This is a genomic window from Pandoraea sputorum (genome assembly GCF_000814845.2).
GTDB classification, from domain to species: domain Bacteria; phylum Pseudomonadota; class Gammaproteobacteria; order Burkholderiales; family Burkholderiaceae; genus Pandoraea; species Pandoraea sputorum.
The window spans coordinates 4,539,299-4,560,766 of sequence record NZ_CP010431.2; the positions used below are offsets into that span (position 1 = coordinate 4,539,299).

19 protein-coding genes are annotated in these 21,468 nt (G+C 62.5%); 10 read left to right on the forward strand and 9 right to left on the reverse strand.

Annotated features, from left to right (window positions below):
- Positions 1 to 143: 143 nt before the first annotated feature.
- Positions 144 to 803, reverse strand: a complete 660-nt coding sequence (gene purN, locus NA29_RS19925) for a phosphoribosylglycinamide formyltransferase (protein ID WP_039400848.1) — start codon at positions 801 to 803, stop codon at positions 144 to 146.
- 214 nt (positions 804 to 1,017) lie between these two features.
- On the opposite strand from purN, the gene NA29_RS19930 reads away from it, so the two are divergent.
- From NA29_RS19930 to dut, 7 genes are all read left to right on the forward strand, one after another.
- On the forward strand, positions 1,018 to 2,010 hold the full coding sequence (locus tag NA29_RS19930; protein WP_039400851.1) for a bifunctional riboflavin kinase/FAD synthetase: 993 nt from the start codon (positions 1,018 to 1,020) through the stop codon (positions 2,008 to 2,010).
- A gap of 168 nt (positions 2,011 to 2,178) precedes the next feature.
- Positions 2,179 to 5,016 (forward strand): isoleucine--tRNA ligase, encoded by a 2,838-nt coding sequence (gene ileS / locus NA29_RS19935; RefSeq protein WP_039400854.1) that lies wholly within the window; start codon positions 2,179 to 2,181, stop codon positions 5,014 to 5,016.
- Positions 5,016 to 5,558 carry a signal peptidase II gene (gene lspA, locus NA29_RS19940; RefSeq protein WP_039400857.1) on the forward strand — a complete coding sequence of 181 codons (543 nt, stop codon included), beginning with the start codon at positions 5,016 to 5,018 and terminating at the stop codon, positions 5,556 to 5,558. Before ileS ends, lspA begins: the two co-directional genes overlap by 1 nt.
- Before the next feature lie 136 nt (positions 5,559 to 5,694).
- Positions 5,695 to 6,900 (forward strand): bifunctional phosphopantothenoylcysteine decarboxylase/phosphopantothenate--cysteine ligase CoaBC, encoded by a 1,206-nt coding sequence (gene coaBC, locus NA29_RS19945; RefSeq protein ID WP_039400859.1) that lies wholly within the window; start codon positions 5,695 to 5,697, stop codon positions 6,898 to 6,900.
- 185 nt (positions 6,901 to 7,085) lie between these two features.
- Positions 7,086 to 8,306: an MFS transporter gene (locus NA29_RS19950; protein ID WP_072633339.1), complete on the forward strand. Its 1,221-nt coding sequence runs from the start codon at positions 7,086 to 7,088 to the stop codon at positions 8,304 to 8,306.
- Between the two features lie 17 nt (positions 8,307 to 8,323).
- Positions 8,324 to 9,355, forward strand: coding sequence for an LLM class flavin-dependent oxidoreductase (locus tag NA29_RS19955; protein WP_039400863.1), 1,032 nt, complete (start codon positions 8,324 to 8,326; stop codon positions 9,353 to 9,355).
- A 74-nt stretch (positions 9,356 to 9,429) separates the two neighbouring features.
- Positions 9,430 to 9,876 carry a dUTP diphosphatase gene (gene dut, locus NA29_RS19960; RefSeq protein WP_039400866.1) on the forward strand — a complete coding sequence of 149 codons (447 nt, stop codon included), beginning with the start codon at positions 9,430 to 9,432 and terminating at the stop codon, positions 9,874 to 9,876.
- A 109-nt stretch (positions 9,877 to 9,985) separates the two neighbouring features.
- Here dut and clpA read toward each other — a convergent pair whose 3' ends face one another.
- Positions 9,986 to 12,283 (reverse strand): ATP-dependent Clp protease ATP-binding subunit ClpA, encoded by a 2,298-nt coding sequence (gene clpA / locus NA29_RS19965; RefSeq protein ID WP_039400867.1) that lies wholly within the window; start codon positions 12,281 to 12,283, stop codon positions 9,986 to 9,988.
- A complete protein-coding gene (gene clpS / locus NA29_RS19970; protein ID WP_010807118.1) occupies positions 12,280 to 12,594 on the reverse strand; it encodes an ATP-dependent Clp protease adapter ClpS in 315 nt (104 codons plus the stop codon). The genes clpA and clpS overlap by 4 nt, the downstream gene beginning before the upstream one ends.
- Positions 12,595 to 13,034: 440 nt before the next feature.
- On the opposite strand from clpS, the gene cspD reads away from it, so the two are divergent.
- Complete coding sequence (gene cspD, locus NA29_RS19975; protein ID WP_039400870.1) at positions 13,035 to 13,241, forward strand: cold shock domain-containing protein CspD; 207 nt, start codon at positions 13,035 to 13,037, stop codon at positions 13,239 to 13,241.
- 594 nt (positions 13,242 to 13,835) lie between these two features.
- Here the strand turns inward: cspD and NA29_RS19980 are convergent.
- From NA29_RS19980 to NA29_RS19995, 4 genes are all read right to left on the reverse strand, one after another.
- Positions 13,836 to 14,150, reverse strand: a complete 315-nt coding sequence (locus NA29_RS19980) for a non-heme iron oxygenase ferredoxin subunit (RefSeq protein ID WP_039400873.1) — start codon at positions 14,148 to 14,150, stop codon at positions 13,836 to 13,838.
- Between the two features lie 30 nt (positions 14,151 to 14,180).
- Entirely contained in the window at positions 14,181 to 14,654 is a 474-nt protein-coding gene (locus NA29_RS19985) for an aromatic-ring-hydroxylating dioxygenase subunit beta (protein WP_039400875.1), read from the reverse strand.
- 23 nt (positions 14,655 to 14,677) lie between these two features.
- Positions 14,678 to 15,901, reverse strand: a complete 1,224-nt coding sequence (locus NA29_RS19990) for an aromatic ring-hydroxylating dioxygenase subunit alpha (RefSeq protein ID WP_039404080.1) — start codon at positions 15,899 to 15,901, stop codon at positions 14,678 to 14,680.
- A gap of 118 nt (positions 15,902 to 16,019) precedes the next feature.
- Positions 16,020 to 17,051: a 2Fe-2S iron-sulfur cluster-binding protein gene (locus NA29_RS19995; protein WP_039400878.1), complete on the reverse strand. Its 1,032-nt coding sequence runs from the start codon at positions 17,049 to 17,051 to the stop codon at positions 16,020 to 16,022.
- A 182-nt stretch (positions 17,052 to 17,233) separates the two neighbouring features.
- On the opposite strand from NA29_RS19995, the gene NA29_RS20000 reads away from it, so the two are divergent.
- The gene (locus NA29_RS20000; RefSeq protein ID WP_039400880.1) at positions 17,234 to 18,172 is read left to right on the forward strand and encodes a LysR family transcriptional regulator; all 939 of its coding nucleotides are present in this window, start codon (positions 17,234 to 17,236) and stop codon (positions 18,170 to 18,172) included.
- A 43-nt stretch (positions 18,173 to 18,215) separates the two neighbouring features.
- Here NA29_RS20000 and NA29_RS20005 read toward each other — a convergent pair whose 3' ends face one another.
- A complete protein-coding gene (locus NA29_RS20005) occupies positions 18,216 to 19,331 on the reverse strand; it encodes a glycosyltransferase family protein (RefSeq protein WP_039400883.1) in 1,116 nt (371 codons plus the stop codon).
- 318 nt (positions 19,332 to 19,649) lie between these two features.
- A complete protein-coding gene (locus tag NA29_RS20010; protein ID WP_039400885.1) occupies positions 19,650 to 20,393 on the reverse strand; it encodes an SDR family oxidoreductase in 744 nt (247 codons plus the stop codon).
- A gap of 108 nt (positions 20,394 to 20,501) precedes the next feature.
- On the opposite strand from NA29_RS20010, the gene NA29_RS20015 reads away from it, so the two are divergent.
- Positions 20,502 to 21,452, forward strand: coding sequence for a LysR family transcriptional regulator (locus tag NA29_RS20015; protein WP_039400888.1), 951 nt, complete (start codon positions 20,502 to 20,504; stop codon positions 21,450 to 21,452).
- The last annotated feature ends 16 nt before the right edge of the window (positions 21,453 to 21,468 follow it).

The window sequence follows — 21,468 nt, forward strand, 5'->3', positions numbered from 1 at the left end:
ACGGACGTAGCGCTCCTGGCGCTCGCCATTACCGCCATTACCACCATTGCCGCCCTTGGACGACTGACGGTTATCGGAGGAACGGCCGCCGGAGCGGTGACCGGATTGTTTGGCGCCATCGCGGCGCTGGGTCGGGCGGGTGCTCATACGTCCTCACCAAAAAGCCATTGCGAATCTTGTGAATCGGAAGTGCCGTCAGCACGCGGCGTCAGGGTCACGCGCCCCTCGGCGATGACCAGACGGTCTTCCACGAACCAGCGCACAGCGCGCGGGTAAATGATGTGTTCCAGGGGCAGAATGCGCTCCGCCAGTGTCTCGGGCGTGTCGCCGTCGCGCACAGGCAAGGCCGTTTGCACCACGTACGGGCCATGGTCCAGCTCGGCCGTCACGAAATGCACCGTTGCGCCGACGATCTTGCAGCCGGCTTCCAGTGCACGGGCGTGCGTTTGCAGCCCCGGGAACGCGGGCAACAGCGACGGATGGATGTTGATGAGACGTCCGGCGTAGCGGCCGGTGAATTCCGGCGTGAGAATGCGCATGAACCCGGCAAGCACGACCAGATCGGGCTGATGGCGGTCGATCTCGGCGGCAAGCTCGGCGTCGAAATCTTCGCGGGTCTTGCCGCGACTCGGAATCACGGCCGTGGGGATGCCGTTTTCCTGGGCAAATGCCAGGCCTTCGGCGTCGGGACGATTGGCGATGATGGCGGCCACGCGGGCCGGCCAGCCTTCTGCGGTACAGGCCCGGACGATGGCCTGCATGTTGCTGCCTCGTCCGGAAATCAGGATGACAATGTTCTTCATCGCCGGATTTTATCATTGGCGCGGCGCACCAGACAGCGCGATCCACGCCGCGATGGCCCCGAAGCGTTTATAATTCAACGTTCTGCGGCGCCGCAATGTCGGTTGGAGCGCCCTGTGTCGACCGGTTGTGCCCGGGCGCGACAGGCCGCCAGACCCTCCCAGCCACGCCGCGCGGCTATTTCATCACTCAACGTCCTGTAGACGCTTCTTTATCGTGCGAGTCTTCCGGGGTCTACCCAACGCGCAAAGCAAAGCGCCCTGCGTGCTGACGATCGGCAATTTCGACGGCGTGCATCTGGGCCACCAGGCACTGCTCGCGCGCGTGCGCGCGGCGGCGGCTGCGCGCGGCTTGCCGGTGTGCGTGATGACGTTCGAGCCGCATCCCCGCGAATACTTCACGCCCGACCGGGCGCCTGCCCGCATCTCCAATTTGCGCGACAAGTTCGAAGCGCTGCGCTCGCACGGCGTCGACCGTCTCGTGGTGGAGCACTTCAACGCCCATTTCGCCGGACAGTCGCCCGAAGACTTCGTGCGCAACATCATTGTCGATGGCCTGCATACGCGCTGGCTGCTGGTGGGTGACGATTTCCGCTTCGGCGCGAAGCGCGCGGGCGACATCGAATATCTGCGCGACGCCGGCCGTCGCTTCGACTTCGTCGTCGAGCAGATGCCGACCATCGCACACGACGGCGTGCGTATTTCCAGTTCGGAAGTGCGTACGGCGCTCGCCGACGGCAACTTCGAGCGCGCTCACGCGCTGCTCGGGCGTCCGTACGCCATCACCGGTCACGTCGTGCACGGCATGAAGCTCGGCCGCAAGCTGGGCTTCCCGACGCTCAATCTGCGCATCGCGCACAAGCACCCGGCCCTCTCGGGCATCTTCGTCGTTCAGGTGCACGGTCTGGCGGACAAACCGCTACCCGCCGTGGCAAGCCTGGGCCTGCGCCCGACTGTGGACGATTCCGGTCGCGTGCTGCTCGAAGTGCATCTGCTCGACTTCGTCGGCGATTGCTACGGCAAACTGGTGCGCGTGGAATTTTTGCAGAAGCTGCGTGACGAAGTGAAATACGACGGACTGGCCGAACTCGAAGCTGCGATCGCGCAGGACACGCGCGAAGCCCGCGCCTATTTCGCCCATGCGCTCGACGCCAACGGCCCGAGCGCACGACGCGACTTCGCCACCACGGCGACCGACCGAATTAGTTGATCTTCGCCCGCGTGCGTCGGCGCCCTGCGCCTCGCGCGCGGCCCGCAGCCGTCTCTGGCACCTGCCCGGACGCCGCCCTTCACGGCCCACAAGGCCAACAAGGCTCCGGCAACGCCACCGGCGCGAGCGCCCCACACCCGATACCCAAAATTCGATAGCGTTGCATCCATGAGCGAAAAGAAAGCCCCGAGCAAATACCCTGTCAACCTGCTGGACACGCCGTTCCCGATGCGTGGCGACCTGCCCAAGCGCGAGCCGCTGTGGGTCAAGCAATGGCAGGAAAAGAAGATCTACGACAAGATCCGCAAAGCCAGCAAAGGCCGTCCGAAGTTCATCCTGCACGACGGCCCGCCGTATGCGAACGGCGACATCCACATCGGTCACGCGGTCAACAAGATCCTCAAGGACATGATCGTCAAGGCGCGCAGCCTCGCGGGCTTCGACGCCGCCTACGTGCCGGGCTGGGACTGCCACGGCATGCCCATCGAAATCCAGATCGAAAAGCAGTTCGGCAAGCACCTGCCGGTGCGCGAAGTGCAGGAAAAGGCGCGCGCCTACGCTGCAGTGCAGATCGAGCGCCAGAAGGCCGACTTCGAGCGCCTGGGCGTGCTCGGCGACTGGGACAATCCGTACAAGACCATGAACTTTGCGAACGAGGCCGGTGAGCTTCGTGCGCTCGCGAAGATCCTGGAGAACGGCTACGTGTATCGTGGTCTGAAGCCGGTGAACTGGTGCTTCGATTGCGGCTCGGCGCTGGCCGAAGCGGAAGTCGAATACAAGGACAAGACCGATCTGGCCATCGACGTGGGCTTCGCCTTCGCGGAACCGGAAAAGGTCGCCAAGGCCTTCGGTCTGCCGAAGCTGCCGCGCGAAGACGGGTTCATCGTCATCTGGACGACGACCCCGTGGACCATCCCGTCGAACCAGGCGCTCAATGTCCATCCGGAAATCGAGTACGCCCTCGTTTCGACCGAGCGCGGCCTGCTGATTCTGGCGACCGATCGCGTCGAAGAGTGCCTGAAGACTTACGGCCTGCACGGCGAGATCGTCGCGCGCACGAAGGGTGAAGCGCTCTCGCTGATCCGCTTCCGTCACCCGCTCGCCACCGCCGACGAGGGTTACAACCGCACCTCGCCGGTCTACCTCGGCGACTATGTGACGACCGATACCGGTACCGGTATCGTCCACTCGGCCCCGGCCTACGGCGTGGAAGACTTCGTGTCGTGCAAGGCGCACGGCATGGTGGACGCCGACATCCGCATGCCGGTGCTGGGCGACGGCCGCTATCAGGACAGCCTGCCGCTGTTCGGCGGCCAGTCGATCTGGGACGCCAACCCGCAGATCGTCGACACGCTGCGCGACGCGGGCACGCTGTTCCATTCGTTCAAGTACACGCACAGCTACATGCACTGCTGGCGTCACAAGTCGCCGATCATCTATCGCGCGACGAACCAGTGGTTTGCAGGCATGGACGTGAAGCCGGTCGACGGCGCACCGGGCAACGGCCAGACACTGCGCGAGATCGCGCTCGCCGGTATCGAAGCGACGGAGTTCTTCCCGTCGTGGGGCAAGCAACGTCTGCACAACATGATCGCGCATCGCCCGGACTGGACGCTCTCGCGTCAGCGCCAATGGGGCGTGCCGATGGCGTTCTTCGTCCACAAGGAAACCGGTGCCCTGCACCCGCGCACGCCCGAGCTGCTCGAAGCCGTGGCCAAGCGTGTGGAAACCGAAGGCATCGAAGCCTGGCAGACGCTCGACCCGGTCGAGCTGCTCGGCGACGAGGCCAAGGATTACGTGAAGAACCGCGACACGCTCGACGTGTGGTTCGACTCGGGCACCACGCACTGGCACGTGCTGCGCGGCTCGCATGCGCATGAGTTGGGCTTCCCGGCCGATCTGTATCTGGAAGGCTCGGACCAGCACCGCGGCTGGTTCCATTCGTCGCTGCTGACCGCATCGATGCTCGACGGCCGCCCGCCCTACAAGGCGCTGCTCACACACGGCTTCACCGTCGACGGTCAGGGCCGCAAGATGTCGAAGTCGATCGGCAACACGATCGTGCCGCAGGAAGTTGCCGACAAGCTTGGCGCGGAAATCATCCGTCTGTGGGTGGCCTCGACCGACTACTCGGGCGAGCTGTCTATCTCGGACGAGATCCTCAAGCGCGTGACGGAAGGCTACCGCCGCATCCGCAACACGCTGCGCTTCCTGCTCGCGAACCTGGCCGACTACGACCACGCGAAGCACGCCATGCCCGCGGATCAGTGGCTGGAAATCGACCGTTACGCCGTGGCGCTGTCGCAATCGCTGCAAACCGAAGTCCTCGGCCATTACGATCGTTACGAGTTCCACCCGGTCGTGTCCAAGCTCCAGACGTTCTGCTCGGAAGACCTCGGCGGCTTCTACCTCGACATCCTCAAGGATCGTCTGTACACGAGCGCGCCGGACGCCCCGGCACGCCGCGCCGCGCAGAACGCGCTGTATCACATCACGCAGGGCCTGCTGAAGATGATGGCGCCGTTCCTGTCGTTCACGGCGGAAGAAGCGTGGCAGGTGTTCCAGCCGGGCAACGACACGATCTTCACGGAAACTTACTACGCCTATCCGGAAGTCGCGGAAGGTTCGCGTCTGCTTGAGAAGTGGCATCTGCTGCGCACCGTGCGCGGCGACGTCACCAAGGCGCTGGAAGAAGCGCGCGCCGCCGAGCAAATCGGCTCGTCGCTGCAAGCCGAAGTGGACGTGCGCGTCTCGGGTCGCAAGTATGACGTGCTGGCCAGCCTTGGCGACGACCTGCGTTTCGTGCTGATCACGTCGGCCGCGAAGGTCTCGCAGGTTGCTTCGGAAGCCGAGGAAGGCGTGGTCGTCACGCCGTCGACGCATCAAAAGTGCGAGCGCTGCTGGCACTATCGTGAAGACGTGGGCGCAGACGCCGCTCACCCCACCCTTTGCGGACGTTGCGTGTCGAATCTGTTCGGCAGCGGCGAACACCGGAGCGCGGCATAATGGCAAGCAAAGCAGGCGCCCGTACGGGCGCGAAACGTGGTGGTGGCAGCAATGCCCGTAGCGGCGCGTCCCTCGGGCTGGCGCCGTGGCTGGGCATCGCGGTCATTGCGATCCTGATCGATCAGGTCACCAAACTTACGATTCTGAAGACGTTCCAGTATGGCGAATTCCGTCCGCTGACCTCGTTCTTCAATCTCGTGCTGGTGTACAACAAGGGCGCAGCGTTCAACTTCCTGGCCGCCGCCGGGGGCTGGCAACGCTGGTTCTTCACGCTGCTCGGCATCGTGGCTGCGACGGTCATCGTGGTGTTGCTCAAGCGTCATAACGGTCAGAAGATGTTCTGCCTGTCGCTGTCGCTGATTCTCGGTGGCGCGCTGGGCAACGTGATCGATCGGGTGGTCTACGGCCATGTGATCGACTTTCTGGACTTTCACGTCGGCGGCTGGCACTGGCCGGCGTTCAATGTGGCCGACTCGGCCATTTGCGTGGGCGCAGTGCTGCTGGTGATCGACGAGTTGCGACGCGTGCGGCGCGGCAAGTAGCGCAGCAGAACGGGGTCGCAGCGATCTGCGGCACGATGCGTCCACGGCGTGCAGTCGGTGTGACGAATCGGTCAGCAGCAAACACCGTCGCGGCGCCCTGGAGGCGCCGCGCGGCACTTTGGAGGAGGCATTTCCTATGGAACGTGGTGAACTGGCTGGCAAGACCATCGTGCTCGGCCTGACGGGCGGCATCGCCTGCTACAAGTCGGCAGAACTCACGCGGCTGCTCATCAAGGCCGGTGCCACGGTGCAGGTCGTGATGACCGAGGCCGCCACGCAATTCATCACCCCGCTCACGATGCAGGCGCTCTCGGGCCGCCCTGTATTCACGAGTCAATGGGACAACCGCATCGACAACAACATGGCGCACATCGACCTCTCGCGTGAGGCCGACGCCATTCTCATCGCCCCCGCCTCGACCGACTTCCTCGCCAAGCTCGCACACGGCATGGCCGACGATCTGCTCTCCACATTGTGTGTGGCACGCGATTGCCCGCTCCTGGTCGCGCCTGCGATGAACCGTCAGATGTGGGCCAATCCGGCCACGCAACGCAACGCGGCGACGCTGCGCGGCGACGGCATCGCAATTCTCGGCCCGGGCAGTGGCGATCAGGCCTGCGGCGAAATCGGCGACGGGCGCATGCTCGAACCGGAAGACCTGTACGAAGCACTCGCTGGCTTCTTCCAGCCGAAGCGGCTCGCGGGACGCCGCGTGCTCATCACCGCTGGCCCGACCTTCGAGCCGATCGATCCGGTGCGCGGACTCACGAATCTCTCCAGCGGCAAGATGGGGTTCGCCCTCGCACGCGCTGCCGCACAGGCGGGTGCCGAAGTGCATCTCGTGGCCGGACCGACTTCGCTGGCGACGCCCTACGGCGTGACGCGCAGCAACGTCCAGACGGCACAGCAAATGTATGACGCCGTGATGGCCGACGTTTCGCGTAACGACATCTTCATCGCGGTGGCCGCCGTGGCCGACTGGCGCGTGCGCGACATCGCGCACGACAAGATCAAGAAGACGGGCGACGCCGATGTCCCGACGCTCGAATTCGTCCAGAACCCGGACATTCTCGCCGCCGTGGCGCAGTTGCCGAAGCCGCCGTTTTGCGTGGGCTTTGCTGCCGAGTCGGGCGATCTCGAAAAGCACGGCGCGCAAAAGCGTCAGCGCAAACAGGTGCCATTGCTTGTGGGCAATCTCGGCCCGGCCACGTTCGGGCAGGATGACAACGAAGTCATTCTGTTCGACGAAGCGGGACAGAAGCGTTTACCGCGCGCCGACAAGCAAGCGCTCGCTCGCAGCCTGATCATCGAAATCGCCGCACGGCTACCGTCGCGGCACTGATCCCCCGTCCCAATACCCCTACAGCCAGTCCGTCTGTCATTGTCGTTGTCCGGCGACACTGACAGACTGGCAGGCGCGGCGGCAACTACCGGCACCCTGCGACGACCTGCGACGACGCTACGGCCCCAACGACCCGCCGCGATCAGTACCCGGGCCTTCGGGCCATCGCACACCATAACCACCAGATGACGCAACCTCCTACCTCCGCGCGGCCAGCCGTCAGTGTCTACGGGACACTGAGCATGCTCGCCGCGATCATGTTCTTCGGCTTCATGACCATTGGCATGCCGTTGCCCGTGCTGCCGGTGTACGTCCACGAGACGCTGGGCTTCGGCTCGTTCATGGTCGGCGTGACGATCGGTATCCAGTCGGTCGTCACGCTCCTGCTGCGCTCCTATGCCGGCCGCACCGTCGACACGCGCGGCCCACGCAATGCTGTGCTGACCGGCCTGTGCGGCTGCGCGGCAGCCGGTGTGCTGTACCTTGTCGCCTCGATGATGCCGACCCCCTCGCTGGCGCTGGGCGTGCTGCTGCTCGGACGCGTCGTGCTCGGCTTCGGTGAAAGCCTGCTGCTCACGGGCGGCATGTCGTGGGGCATCGGCCTGCTCGGCGCAGCTCACGCGAGCAAGGCGATTTCGTGGCAAGGCGTGTCGATGTACACCGCGCTGGCCGTGGGTGCGCCGTTCGGTGCGTATTTGCTGCAAACGGCGGGCTTCACTGTCGTTTCGCTCGTCAACATCGGCCTGCCAGCCGTGGCGTTCGCCATTGCGCTGCGTCTGCCCGCTGCGGCGCCAGTCGGTGGGACCCGTCTGTCGTTCTTCAAGGTGGTCGGGCTGGTGTGGCGTCCTGGTCTCGCGATGACCCTCGGGAGCATCGGCTATGCCGTCATCGCAGCCTTCATTACGCTCTTCTACGCGAGCCACGGTTGGTCGGGCGCAGCGTTTGCACTCACGCTCTACAGCGGGACGTTCATCGCGATGCGAATTCTGCTCTCGCACGCAGTCGACCGTTTCGGCGGACGCCGCGTCGCCATGTGCTCGCTCGTCTTCAGCGCCATCGGTCAGTTCCTGCTGTGGGGCGCCGTCAATCCGCATATGGCGCTCGCGGGCGCAGCGCTCACGGGGATGGGCTTCTCGCTGGTGTTTCCTGCACTCGGCGTGGAGGCGTTGCGTTCGGTGCCGCCGCAGAACCGCGGCGCGGCGCTGGCCGCCTACTCGGCGTTTTTCGATCTCGCGCTCGGCCTGATCGGACCGATGGCCGGTCTCGTCGCCAACTTCTTCGGCTACGCCTCGATCTTCCTTTGCGGTGCCGTTGGCGGCATCGTCGCCATTCTGATGATTGCGCGCCTGCCGCATGCAGGCCCCGGTGCCGCCCCGGTGGATTCGTCCGCCGGCAGCGGTCACTGATCGGGAGTGACCCAGTCATGACGCAACCCGCTGCACGTATCAAACTGTCGGTGCTCGATCAGACACCGGTCATCCACGGCCACAGCGTGGCCGACGCCATCGCCGCCACCGTCGAACTGGCGCAAGCCGCCGACGATCTCGGCTATACGCGCTACTGGTGCGCAGAGCACCATGGACTGCGCGGCGTGGCCAACCCCGCGCCGGAAGTCATGATCGCCCGGCTGGCGAGCGTGACGAAGCGCCTGCGCGTGGGCTCGGGTGGCGTGATGCTGCCCTACTACAGCCCCTTCAAGCTGGCCGAACAATTTCTGATGCTCGAAGCGCTGTTTCCGAATCGCATCGACCTCGGGGTGGGTCGCGCGCCGGGGGGCGACATGCGCACTGCGCGCGCCGTCGCCAAGGGGCCGTACGACGCAGGCGAGCACTTCCCGCAACAAGTCGCCGAACTGGCGGGACTCTTCGGCGACACGCTGGCCGACGATCACCCGTACCGTGGCGTGCTCCTGCAACCGGCCGTGCAAACGCGCCCCGAGTTGTGGGTACTCGGCTCCAGCGAGTTCGGCGGATTGCTCGCCGCACAACTCGGTCTGCGCTACTGCTTCGCGCACTTCATCAATGCGCATTACGGCCATCGCGTGACGCAGGCCTATCGCGAGCGCTTCACGCCGGGCCAGCTCGACAAGCCCTACTGCTCGGTCGCGTTGTTCATCATCTGCGCGGATACGGATGCGCAAGCCGAGGCGCTGGAAGCAGGCGTGGATTTGCGTCGCGTGCAGATGGCATATGGCATGAACGAACCCATCCCGAGCCTCGAGCAGGGCGCGCAGGCCAAGCAGCAGTATCGCGAGCGAGAACTGTCCGTGATCGCCCGGGAGAAGCCGCGTAGTATCATCGGCACCCCGGAGCGGGTGACCGAACGTGTGCTGGAATTGCAAGAGCAGTTCGAAGCCGACGAGATCACCGTGCTGACGGTCGCTGGCAGCTATCGCGCCCGTCTGCGTTCGCATGAACTGCTGGCGCAAGCGTTTTCGCTGCGCACCGATGACTGATCAGGCCTGACGATCCGCGCTATCCCGGCCTGGAAATTTTTCGATTCACTCGCCTTAATTCACCGCCATACGCCATGAAACTCGACGTCAAGATCCTCGACGAACGCCTGCGCACGCAGTTGCCCGCCTATGCCACGCCGGGCAGCGCCGGCCTCGATTTGCGTGCGTGCCTCGACGCACCCATGACCATCGCCGCGGGCCAGACCGTGCTCGTGCCGACGGGTCTGGCCGTCCATCTGGCCGATCCGGGCTACGCCGCGCTGATTCTCCCGCGCTCCGGGCTCGGCCATAAGCACGGCATCGTGCTGGGCAATCTGGTCGGCCTGATCGACTCGGACTATCAGGGGCAGTTGATGGTCTCGACGTGGAATCGCGGCAACGAACCGTTCGTGCTGAACCCGTTCGAGCGTCTGGCACAACTGGTGATCGTGCCGGTCGTGCAAGCCGAGTTCAACATCGTCGACGAATTCCCGGAAAGCGATCGCGGCGCCGGTGGCTTCGGTAGTACCGGCAAGCAGTAAGGGTGGCTGTCACTCGCCCACACATCACGCGATGGAGGGGCAAGAAGGACGCACAAAAGAAAAGCGCCGCATTTCGCGGCGCTTTTTCTTTGCGACAGTCTCAAGTCGATTACTCGACTTCGGCAGCTTCCGGTTGAGCCTTGGTGTTGCCGTCTTCCGGGAAGGACAGTTGCACCTGATCGTTCTCGTCGAGATCGACAGTCACACGGCCCCCGCTCGTCAGACGCCCGAACAGCAACTCGTCCGCCAGCGCACGACGGATCGTGTCCTGAATCAGACGCTGCATCGGACGCGCACCCATGAGCGGATCAAAGCCCTTCTTCGACAGATACGCGCGCAGCTTGTCGGTGAAGACAACCTCGACCTTCTTCTCGTGCAGCTGATCTTCCAGCTGGATGAGGAACTTGTCGACCACACGCAGGATGATCTGCTCGTCGAGCGGCTTGAAGCTGATGATCGAGTCCAGACGGTTGCGGAACTCCGGCGTGAACATGCGCTTGATGTCGGCCATCTCGTCGCCAGCCTGACGCTCGTTCGTAAAGCCGATGCTCGCACGATTGATCGTCTCGGCCCCCGCGTTCGTCGTCATGATGATGATGACGTTGCGGAAGTCGGCCTTGCGACCGTTGTTATCCGTCAGCGTGCCGTGGTCCATGACCTGGAGCAGCACGTTGAAGATGTCCGGATGCGCCTTCTCGATTTCATCGAGCAACAGCACGCAATGCGGCTTCTTCGTGACGGCTTCCGTCAGCAAACCGCCTTGATCAAAACCTACGTATCCCGGCGGCGCGCCAATCAGACGGCTCACTGCGTGACGTTCCATGTACTCCGACATGTCGAAGCGGATCAGCTCGATGCCCAGCGTGAACGCGAGTTGCTTGGCGACTTCCGTCTTGCCGACACCGGTCGGACCGGAGAACAGGAACGCGCCAATCGGCTTGTCCGTCTTGCCCAGACCGGCGCGCGACATCTTGATCGCAGCGGACAGCGCATCGATGGCCGGGTCTTGCCCGAACACCACGCTCTTCAAATCGCGATCGAGCGTCTGAAGCTTGCCGCGGTCGTCTGCCGACACGCTTTGCGCCGGAATCCGCGCAATCTTCGAGACGATTTCCTCGATCTCGCCCTTGCCGATGGTCTTCTTCTGCTTCGACTTCGGCAGGATCCGCTGCGCAGCGCCTGCTTCGTCGATCACGTCGATGGCCTTGTCCGGCAGGTGACGGTCGGTAATGAACTTGGCAGACAACTCAGCGGCGGCCGACAGCGCGCTCGACGAATACTTCACGCCGTGGTGCTCTTCGAAGCGCGACTTCAGGCCGCGCAGAATCTGCACTGTCTGCTCGACGGTCGGCTCGTTCACGTCGATCTTCTGGAAACGACGCGAGAGCGCAGCGTCTTTTTCGAAGATGCCGCGATACTCGGTAAAGGTCGTCGCACCAATGCACTTGAGCTGGCCCGAAGAAAGCGCAGGCTTGAGCAGGTTTGACGCATCGAGCGTGCCGCCCGACGCAGCACCTGCCCCAATCAGCGTATGAATTTCGTCGATGAACAGGATCGCGTTGTTGCGCTCCTTGAGTTCCTTGAGCACCGCCTTCAGACGTTGCTCAAAATCGCCGCGATACTTGGTGCCTGCGAGCAGCGCGCCCATGTCCAGCGAGTAGACGGTGGCGTCCTGCAGAATCTCGGGCACTTCGCCGCGCGTGACGCGCCAGGCGAGGCCTTCGGCGATCGCCGTCTTGCCCACACCGGCTTCACCCACGAGCAGCGGATTGTTCTTGCGACGGCGGCACAGCACCTGCACCACGCGCTCGACTTCCGATTCCCGGCCGATGAGCGGATCGATCTTGCCGTCGCGCGCCATCTGGTTCAGGTTCTGGGTGTACTGAGCGAGCGGGCTTTCCTTGGCGTTGGCACCCTCTTCCCCTTCGGCACTCCCTTCGCCAGCCTTGGCCGACTCGCCGGACGCGCCGGTCTTGGTAATGCCGTGAGAGATAAAGTTGACGACGTCCAGACGGGTCACGCCCTGCTGTTGCAGGTAGTAGACCGCGTGGGAGTCCTTCTCACCGAAAATGGCGACCAGCACATTCGCGCCCGTGACTTCCTTCTTGCCGTTGGAAGTGGACTGAACGTGCATGATGGCGCGTTGAATCACGCGCTGGAAACCGAGCGTGGGCTGTGTGTCGACCTCGTCGCTGCCCGGCACCGTCGGCGTGTTATCTGCGATGAAGTTGCGCAGGTTCTGTCGCAAATCGTCGAGATTGGCCGCGCAGGCGCGCAACACTTCGGCTGCAGTCGGGTTATCCAACAGGGCGAGCAACAGGTGCTCGACCGTGATGAATTCGTGTCGTGCCTGGCGCGCTTCCATAAACGCCATGTGCAGGCTGACTTCCAATTCCTGGGCAATCATGCTTCCTCCATCACGCACTGCAGCGGGTGCCCGGACTGCCTTGCATGGCTAACAACTTGCTCAACTTTGGTCGCCGCGACGTCGCGCGTAAAGACCCCACAAACTCCCCTGCCCTCGCGGTGAACCTTGAGCATAATCTGCGTGGCAGATTCCCGGTCCTTATTAAAATATTCCTGAATGACCATCACCACGAACTCCATCGGGGTGAAATCGTCGTTCAACAGTACCACCTTGTACATGGACGGCGGCTTGAGCTGTTGCTCTTGCCGCTCCTGTACGGTGTCGTCATGCGTTGTCGGTAAGGTTGCCATACGTGGATTCTAAACAACTCTCGGGTGCAGGAAGCCATCGGATCCCCAATGCCGCCTGCCGTCCGGTCGTCCACCGGCATGCCAACACTCGTCGATCAGCGCGTGCGTTGTCCAGCAAGGCGCTGCAGCCCCGACCACCGGGGGTGCCACACCCATATGAGTCAGCTTAACCCAAATTTCAAGGGCGTGTCTCCGCACGCCTTATACCCTCCGAGATATAAGGGTAAAACCTGATCGAACGTAAGTTCTATCGTTCAAAAAGGGCTTGACACTATTGGTAGTTAGCGAAAACAATCGAACTGGCGCTTTTCCTCTATAAGTGGTTTAAAAGAAAAGATGCCTGGGTGAGCCTAAGAAGCCGCCGCCAGCCGGCGGGTTTTTCAGATGTGCTCGTTGTTGCGGTGATATGTAGTAGTCGTAATTGTTTAGGGGAAGTTTGTATGGCAACCGGTACGGTCAAATGGTTTAACGATGCCAAGGGTTTTGGTTTCATCACGCCGGACGAAGGTGGCGAAGATTTGTTCGCTCACTTCTCGGCGATCCAGATGAATGGATTCAAGACCCTGAAGGAAGGTCAGAAGGTTCAGTTCGAGGTCGTCCAAGGCCCGAAGGGCAAGCAGGCTTCGAACATCACGGCTCCGAACTGAGCCAGACAGTTCGCAGCATTAGAAACCCGGCTTCGGCCGGGTTTTTTATTGCACCGCAGCAATGCACGCGAAACGTTCATATATTTTGGATCCGTTTTTGCATGCAAATCACACGCAACTTTCCGCTCCAGCTGTGAATCTTTACGGTATTAAGCTGCGTTTAATCACTTATAAAACTATATTCATCGCAACATTCCACTCCGTTATTAAAATACTCCTTGCCTATCTCGAGTTGCGGAAATCAATTACGCAATTACCTGAATTGACTAAGTAATCCTACGCAGTCGTCTGTGCCGGTGACGCACAGAAATGACGCACGTTAAGTGTCGAAAACAAATAGTTTTTTAACGAATTCCAAAGCGCCGCTTGCGACAAAAGCACTATTCGTCCGATGCATCGCCCGGCACATCGTTGAATTTTTTGAATCGACCGATTCGTTTATTTCGTGCCTCAGCCTGGCGGCGGCCAACACCTGCCAGCGCCCACCGGCCAGGGCGATCTGCGTCCCACAAATGCCACGGGCCGCCCTATAGGCGGCCCGTTTGGACTCTTTCCCCTAAAGTCGGCTCCCGAAGCGATCGGACACCGGGGACGTCAACTCAGATCGACGTAGACCTTTCCGGCCTCGATGCGGATCGGGTAGGTTCTGACCGCTTCGGTCAGCGGCGCGCACATGGCTGCGCCCGTACGCACGTCGAATTTTCCCTGATGCAACGGGCACTCGATCTCATGCCCCTCAAGGAAACCGTCGCACAATCGAGCATTGCCGTGCGTGCAAAAGTTGTCCGTGGCGAACACGTCGCCGTCCACGCCATACAGTGCGATGTCCCGTCCGCCAACGACCACGCCGACGACATCGTCCTCGGGAATCGCGTCGCGCGACGCCGCCTCAATCCAGTTGCTGCTCATGATGTCCTCTTGTTAGCCCTGTCAGTCGTATCAAATCGGGTAAATGAGCGAGTTGGGAATCATCTCGCTGTCGAAAATGCATTGCCGCGACGCAAACTTCCAGCCGTCGTCCGTGCGTTTCACGATGTCCAGATACCTGCCGACCGACAGGATGTCCGTGAGCTGATCGGGCTTCGTGCGAAACACCGCATAGTTCGCCTCGACGTGCAGCGTGTCGACGTCCTGCGCACGAATCGACGGCAGCCCGATCACGTGGCGCTGGTAGTACGGGTCGTGAAACAGCGTGTCGCGAATGCCGTAGATCCGGTCGCGCAGCATGCCTTTGCTCTCGAACGAGAGCGTGGCGAGCGGCAAGCCCATGTCGAAGTTCTCGCGCGGCTGAATGCGATAGACGCATTCGTCCAGAAAGAACTCGGGCCAGGCGTCCCACTGCTGCGCGTCGAGCGCCGCCGCGTAGGCCGCATTGAGTTCGACCACGGCCTGAAACGTTGCAAAATCCACCATCGAATCGTCCCCCCAGATATCGTTCAGACGCCCATCACGCGACGCCAGTAGGCGTACATGCCGCGAATCAGCGTTTCCGTGACCATGTGCTCGGTGTTTTCCACCCCAGTGCCACCCAACTCCGCCAGCACCCGATGCCACGGCTTCTGGGCGAAGCCCTCCTGCGAGCACTCGATGGCCTCGCCGTCGTCGGCGGACACAAACCCCGCCGGGCCGAACAGATTGGCCTGGCGCAGACGTCGCTGGGTCATTTCCTCGGTGTCGTCTTCAAATCCGAAGTGCGTCCACACAAAGTCGAACGCGTTATGGCCGCGCGGCTGGATATGTCGTGTGGACACCGAATTGACCTGTTGCTGAAGGATGACGCTGGGAAACAGTGTCATGAGGACCGCCGTCGGCCCCTTCCACCAGTCCTCCTGCACGATGTCGAGAAAGCGCATGTCGTTGAGCGCCATCGACTCCTTGAAGCTCGACACTCCGGACGTCACCTCGCCGCCCCCGCCCTGTCCGCGCGTGGAAACCATCGCCGCGTGACGTCCATGCGCGTCCATCACCAGCCGCGACTTGTTGTCGGCGCGCCAGAGGCCGAAGGTGACGAACCACGTATGCAGCAACCCCGGGTGATACGGATCCTTGATGTTCTCCTGCATCAGCTTCCAGTTACCCGGAATGCGTTGCTTGTTGTAGCCGAGAATTTTGAGCTTGCGTCCGTCGAACAGCCGGTCGAAGTACGCACAGATGTCCGGCCCCAGGAAGTCCTCCAGCAATTCGACATCGTGATCGAACGACGCGAAGATCACCCCGCCGCGCGTGGCGACCTTCAGTTTCGTGAGTCCGTGATCCTCCGGCCGAAAGTCCTTCGGCATGCCGCCGTTGACCTTGCCGTCCTGCTTCACGCCGCGCCGGAACGGCACACCTTGCAGGTTGCCCTTCAGGTCGTAGTTCCACTGGTGGTACGGGCAGTGAAAATCGGTGCGGTTACCGCGCTTCTCCCGGCAGAACTTCATGCCTCGATGCGCACATACGTTTTCAACCACATTGATCTCGCCGCTCGCGTCGCGCGTCACGATGACGGAGCGCTCGCCGATCACCGTGCGTTTGAAGTCGCCCGGATTCGGCACTTCGGCCTCAAGTCCGACGTAGTTCCAGTGCTGGCGATAAAAGCACTGCTCCAGTTCTCGACGGTGCAGTTGCTCGTCCGTGTAGACACGAAACGGGATGCGGCTGGAGCCCTCGGCGGGCCAGATGTCCGAGTTAGCCGACGCGTGCCCGGCGGCATCATGATCGGCACAGGGCGCCGGATCGAATCCGGTCTGGGGTGTTGTCGTCACGTTCGTCTCCTGAGGGATGCGGGGAATGCAGAAATCACGCGGCCTTTGCGTAAAACGCGTCGGCGTAGATGTGTGCGCTGTCGATGCCACGCTGGCGAAGCAGGCGCGTCGCGGCGTCGACCATCGGCGGGGCGCCGCACAGATAGGCGCGCCAGCCGACAAAGGATTCGGGGGCGGCAAAATCGGCGGCAAGCGCGTCGGTCACGTGGCCGGTGCGGTATTGCGACTCGGTGCTCACATGCGTGCCTGGCGCAGATGAGGCCGCCACCGTCGTCACGAAGTGCAAGCGAATGCCTTCGTGACGCGCCGCGAGTTCACGCAACCACGCGAGTCCATAGACGTCCTCGGCAGAACGCGCGCCGACGTAGATTTCGATGCGATTGGTCATGCCTCTGGCCAACGCGCCGCGCACGATCGACAACACAGGTGCCAGACCAGTGCCACCCGCGACGCAGAGCATCGGGCCGTCGTGACGCGTACGCAGATACGACGTACCCAGCGGCCCGGAGACTCGCACAGCGTCGCCCACCTTCAATTGCTCTTCGACGTAACCGGTGACAGCGCCGCCGGGCACGCGGCGAATGTGGAATTCGAGCGTGTCGTCGGCGTCGAGTCCCGCCATCGAATAGGGTCGGATATGTGCCGGTGTGAATTGCAGCGTGGCGTATTGCCCCGGCGAGAAGCTGAGCGGTTTGGAGGGCTTGAGCACCAGACGCTTGATATCGTGGGTCAACGACTCGATGGCCAGCACCGTCGCCTTGAGAATTTTCGCCGGATGCACCACGACTTCGTCCAGCGCAGGTAACTCGATTTCGCAATCGCCGTGGACAGTCGACTGGCAGGCGAGTACGTAACGTTCGTCTGAAAGCCCTTCGTCATGGTGACGATACTCGACGCCCTCCGCCTCACGCACGTCCCCCGAGACCACACGGCACCGACACGTCCCGCAACGGCCGGACAGGCAACTGTACGACACCGGAATGTGGCGATCGGTCAGGACTTTGAGAAGGTTGTCGCCCGAGGCGACGTCAAGTCGCTCTCCGAGCGGCTGCACGTGAACTTGCATGGGGATTGTCTCCGTTCTGACGGTGCCCTCCGGGCACCGCTGATGGCGTTAAGACGCCGTTTGCAAGAAGCATCGCGCAACGAACGATATAAACCAATAGAATCTCGTTTATATGCCCTATAAATTTCATTGATTTTGCTCAAATTAGCGCCCCGCGTCGAGACGACACATATGGACTCGCTATGGACTTGCATGCCGTCGATCTGAACCTGCTGGTGGTTTTCCAGCACCTCTACAACGCACGACGCGTATCCCGCGTCGCCGAAGCTCTCGGCGTGACGCAACCAGCCGTCAGCAATTCGCTCGCCCGTCTGCGTAAGTTGTTCAATGACGAGCTTTTCATCCGCACATCGCGGGGCATGCTACCCACGCCGATGGCCACCGAGCTGGCCGAACCGGTCGCGACGGCCCTCGACGCGCTGCACGGTGTGTTCAACCGCCAACTGGCATTCGATCCGGCCACGAGCCAGCGTGCGTTTCAGATTGCGATGACGGATATCGGCGAGGTGCATTTCCTGCCGAAGCTGATGCACGCCTTAGGGGAGCGCGCGCCGGGCATTACGGTCAGCACGGTGCGCAATACGGCAGTGAACCTGCGCGAGGAGATGGCGGCGGGGCAGGTGGATCTGGCCGTCGGGCATCTGCCGGATCTCTCGGCGGAGTTCTTTCAGCGGCGTCTGTTCCGGCAGAAGTACGTGTGCATGTTTCGCCCCGGACATCCGCTCGATCGCGTGACGACGTCTGCACGATCGAAGAAGACGTCGACGGCACGCATGACGCGGGAAGACTTCGAGCGATCCGAACAAGTGATGGTGGTGGCCGCAGGCACCGGCCATGGACAGGTCGACGAGTTCATGGCGCGCGCTCACGTGCAACGCAACATACGTTTGCGCGTGCCCCACTTCGTCGCGCTGGCCGACATCCTCCATGCCACGGACCTCATCGCGACCGTGACGGAGAAGTTCGCGCAGCGCAGCGCGCAGCACTTCGGTTTGCGTTACGTCGACCATCCCCTCGACATTCCCGACGTGCAGATCAATCTGTTCTGGCACGCGCGATATCACCGCGAGCCAGCAAGTCAGTGGATGCGTACGCTGCTGTTCGAATTGTTCTCGGAGTGACGAAGAAGCGACGAAGCCGTCCGTCGTCAGTCGTCAGTGACGCTCAGCGCCCGTGCCACGTTTCCCATAGCCCGCGCCAGAACGCATTGGCATTGCGGCGCGCGCGCCAGCGAAGATTCGGCAGTGAGACGCCGAGCCATTGCGCAGCATCGTCGATGCGGCGCTCGCCGAAGCGCCCGGGGGCTTCGAACAGATCGACATAGGCCTGACGGTAGTGCCCGACCAGGGTGGCGTCGTGATAGTAGGTTTCCATCCATTTGCGCGACGCCGCACCGATCTCCGCGCGCAACGCCGCGTTCGTCAGCAACTCCACCAGCGGTGCCTCGGCCGCTTCGAGCGGCACGTCGACCCAGGGCAAATCGCATGCGCCCGTGAGACGCCGCAATTGCGATTGCACGCGATTGTCGAGATGTCCCAGCGTGGGCTTGCCTTGCGATAACGCCTCAAGCCCGGAGAGGTGATAGTTGCCCGTCACGCATTCGTCGAGCGCGATCGCAGCACGTTGCTTGATTCGCAAACACTCGTCGTGCGGTGTACCGGTGATGAGTCGAACCTCGCACAGCCCGCGACGTTCCAGTTTTCGCAGCAGACGCAATGTCTGCGGCGCCCCCTTCGTCTCCCAGCGCTTGCGCCATCCAGACGAGCGCCCGCTTGGCGAGAACACGACCACCGGGCGCCCAGTCTCGCCCGCACATTCGGGATGCGGCAGATAGCGTGCGTCGTCGAGCGGCACGATGTTGGGCACGACGCGCGCGAACGGATAGAAGCGCTCCGGCCCCTGCGCGATCACGAGTTGGGGAAGCGGATCGTTGACGATGCGCTCGCGCATCACTGCGTCGTCGCGAGACCAGAGTTCGGGCGCGGAGTGGAACTGACGGATCAGCTTCTTGTGGCCGAAACGCGTGAGCAGATCCGCGCCGAACGTCGTTTCCATCGGGAAAATCTGATGGATGTGGATGACGTCCGCTTCGGCAATGACATCGAGCGCCTCCTCACGCTGACGCTGCCAGTCGAGATCGACAGCGAACGTGCGCGACGCGTACGCCGCAGCGTTGTAGACAACATGCCGCGCCGCGATATCGGTGTGCCGGTTCAGTGCCGCGACGATATTGCCCGGACTACCCGCCACCGGCGTGTGGGAGAGGTGAACGACCTTCATGCGCGCAGTCTAGATCGACGTTCGGCGCGTGAGTTTACGTGGGACGTTGAGCCAGCTTACGTCGCGTTACGTCACGTTACGGCGGTAATACGTTGACGTCGACATTCCAGCGATGGCCGACCTGAGGGTCATATTCGCCGAAGCCCGCAGTGACGCGGCGTTCGAAGCGACTTCCCTTCAGGACAACATGTCTTCGCGGTCCTTACAACCGCCTCCGAAGCCCCTAAGTCAGTTGCATTTCTTACGCTCACGACGCGCCTACGGGAGACGTGAAAATCCGACGTCTCCCAGTTGGCATGTCCCCGCGTGACCCAGTCTTCAGGCGTTGAAACCGCCGTCGATGGTCAGGCTCGCGCCCGTCACGAAACCGGCGTCTTCGCTGGCGACATACGCCACCATCGCTGCGATCTCTGCCGGGTGTGCATGACGCTTGATCGCCATCACGTCGTGCATGCCACCGGCATGCTCACCGGCAGCCGGGTTCATGTCGGTGTTGGTCGGCCCCGGTTGTACGTTGTTGACGGTAATTCCACGCGGACCGAGGTCACGCGCCATGCCCTTCACGAGACCGACCAGTGCCGACTTGCTCATTGCATACGTCGCGAAACCGGGGAACGGAATACGTTCGGCGTTGCACGAGCCAATGTTGATGATGCGGCCGCCGTCGCCCATGTGCGCGAGCGCTGCCTTCGACGCGACGAACACTGCACGCACGTTGATGTTAAGCATGCGATCGAACTCGTCGAGCGCCAGGTCGGCGATGTTGCCCATCGAGAAGACACCAGCATTGTTCACCAGAATGTCGATCTTGCCGAGTTGACGTGCCGCTTCGTTCACCGCACGCGTGAGCGCTTCGGGGTTTGCGACGTCCGCTTGCAGGGCAATCGCCCGGCCGCCGGAGGCCTGAATGCGCGCTGCCAGCACCTCGGCAGCTTCCTTCGAGCCGTGATACGTAAAGGCGACCGCAGCGCCGTCGTCGGCGAGTCGCTGCACGACAGCCGCGCCGATACCGCGCGAGCCGCCCGTCACGAAAGCCACCTTGCCTTGAAAGTTCGTTGCCATGATGTTGCTCCACTGGGTTAGGAAGTGAACGCAGTATCGGCTTCGAATTACCTTCAAACTAGACCATAATGTCTATCATCACTTTCAACCCAATGGAACAAGTGAAAGATGGACGCCCTGCATCTGATCGAATCGTTCGTGCTTAGCGCCCGCGCCGGAAGTTTCTCGGCGGCCGCGCGTCGACTGGGTATGACGCCTGCCGCCGTCAGCAAGAACGTAGCGCGCCTTGAAGCGCAGCTTGGTCTGCGACTGTTCCATCGGAGCACCCGCAGTCTTACGCTGACAGCGGGCGGCGAACGATTCCTGCTTGATGTCGATAGCCCGTTCGCGGCGCTGACCGACGCGTTTTCGCGTGCGGCCGAGCGCGAGAGTGCACCGTCCGGAACGCTGAAAGTGAGCGTGGCGCACTCGTTCGGGCGCGAGTATCTCGTCCCGATGCTCGGCGACTTTCTCACCCGCTATCCGGACATCGTGCCCGACTGGCGTTTCGACAATCGCAGCGTGGACGTTGTCGGCGAGGGATTCGATGCAGCCATCGGCGGTGGCATCGAACTCACGCCAGGGGTCATCGCGCGACGTCTCGCGCCGACCTATGCGGTCATGTGTGCGTCTGCCACTTATATGGCGGGACGTGCGGCGCCGGCGCACCCGTCCGAGCTGAGCTCGTTCGATGCAGTGATCCGCCGCTCCGGCATGTCGGGACGCTTGCGCGCGTGGGACTTGCGCAACGTCGATGGTGAGCGCGTCACCGTCGAAGCCCGAACGCGGATGATCTTCGACGATCCCGAGGCGATGGCGCATGCCGTTGCGCTGGGCTATGGCGTGGCGCTCCTGCCCATGCCGCATGCCGCCCCGATGCTCGCCGATGGCCGCATTCAGCGGCTACTGCCGGGATGGTTCGACGAGTACGGCGGCGTATCCATCTACTACTCGAACAAGAAGCTGCTGCCGCTGCGCACGCGCGTGTTTGTCGATCACGTGGCGCAGGCGTTCGAAGCACAACAACTCGCAGCACGCTTCGACTGGCGATGGACTGCGACGGCGGGAAAGTCAAAGTGAAGCGGTGGCCCCGTGA

What these genes read in the sequence shown, in the direction of transcription:
- NA29_RS20015 (WP_039400888.1), top strand. Translation starts at nt 20,502, where the DNA reads ATGGACGCCCTGCATCTGATCGAATCGTTCGTGCTTAGCGCCCGCGCC.
- ileS (WP_039400854.1), top strand. Translation starts at nt 2,179, where the DNA reads ATGAGCGAAAAGAAAGCCCCGAGCAAATACCCTGTCAACCTGCTGGAC.
- NA29_RS19955 (WP_039400863.1), top strand. Translation starts at nt 8,324, where the DNA reads ATGACGCAACCCGCTGCACGTATCAAACTGTCGGTGCTCGATCAGACA.
- clpA (WP_039400867.1), bottom strand. Translation starts at nt 12,283, where the DNA reads ATGATTGCCCAGGAATTGGAAGTCAGCCTGCACATGGCGTTTATGGAA.
- coaBC (WP_039400859.1), top strand. Translation starts at nt 5,695, where the DNA reads ATGGAACGTGGTGAACTGGCTGGCAAGACCATCGTGCTCGGCCTGACG.
- NA29_RS19985 (WP_039400875.1), bottom strand. Translation starts at nt 14,654, where the DNA reads ATGGTGGATTTTGCAACGTTTCAGGCCGTGGTCGAACTCAATGCGGCC.
- NA29_RS20000 (WP_039400880.1), top strand. Translation starts at nt 17,234, where the DNA reads ATGGACTTGCATGCCGTCGATCTGAACCTGCTGGTGGTTTTCCAGCAC.
- NA29_RS19980 (WP_039400873.1), bottom strand. Translation starts at nt 14,150, where the DNA reads ATGAGCAGCAACTGGATTGAGGCGGCGTCGCGCGACGCGATTCCCGAG.
- clpS (WP_010807118.1), bottom strand. Translation starts at nt 12,594, where the DNA reads ATGGCAACCTTACCGACAACGCATGACGACACCGTACAGGAGCGGCAA.
- NA29_RS19995 (WP_039400878.1), bottom strand. Translation starts at nt 17,051, where the DNA reads ATGCAAGTTCACGTGCAGCCGCTCGGAGAGCGACTTGACGTCGCCTCG.
- NA29_RS20005 (WP_039400883.1), bottom strand. Translation starts at nt 19,331, where the DNA reads ATGAAGGTCGTTCACCTCTCCCACACGCCGGTGGCGGGTAGTCCGGGC.
- cspD (WP_039400870.1), top strand. Translation starts at nt 13,035, where the DNA reads ATGGCAACCGGTACGGTCAAATGGTTTAACGATGCCAAGGGTTTTGGT.
- NA29_RS19950 (WP_072633339.1), top strand. Translation starts at nt 7,086, where the DNA reads ATGACGCAACCTCCTACCTCCGCGCGGCCAGCCGTCAGTGTCTACGGG.
- lspA (WP_039400857.1), top strand. Translation starts at nt 5,016, where the DNA reads ATGGCAAGCAAAGCAGGCGCCCGTACGGGCGCGAAACGTGGTGGTGGC.
- NA29_RS20010 (WP_039400885.1), bottom strand. Translation starts at nt 20,393, where the DNA reads ATGGCAACGAACTTTCAAGGCAAGGTGGCTTTCGTGACGGGCGGCTCG.
- purN (WP_039400848.1), bottom strand. Translation starts at nt 803, where the DNA reads ATGAAGAACATTGTCATCCTGATTTCCGGACGAGGCAGCAACATGCAG.
- dut (WP_039400866.1), top strand. Translation starts at nt 9,430, where the DNA reads ATGAAACTCGACGTCAAGATCCTCGACGAACGCCTGCGCACGCAGTTG.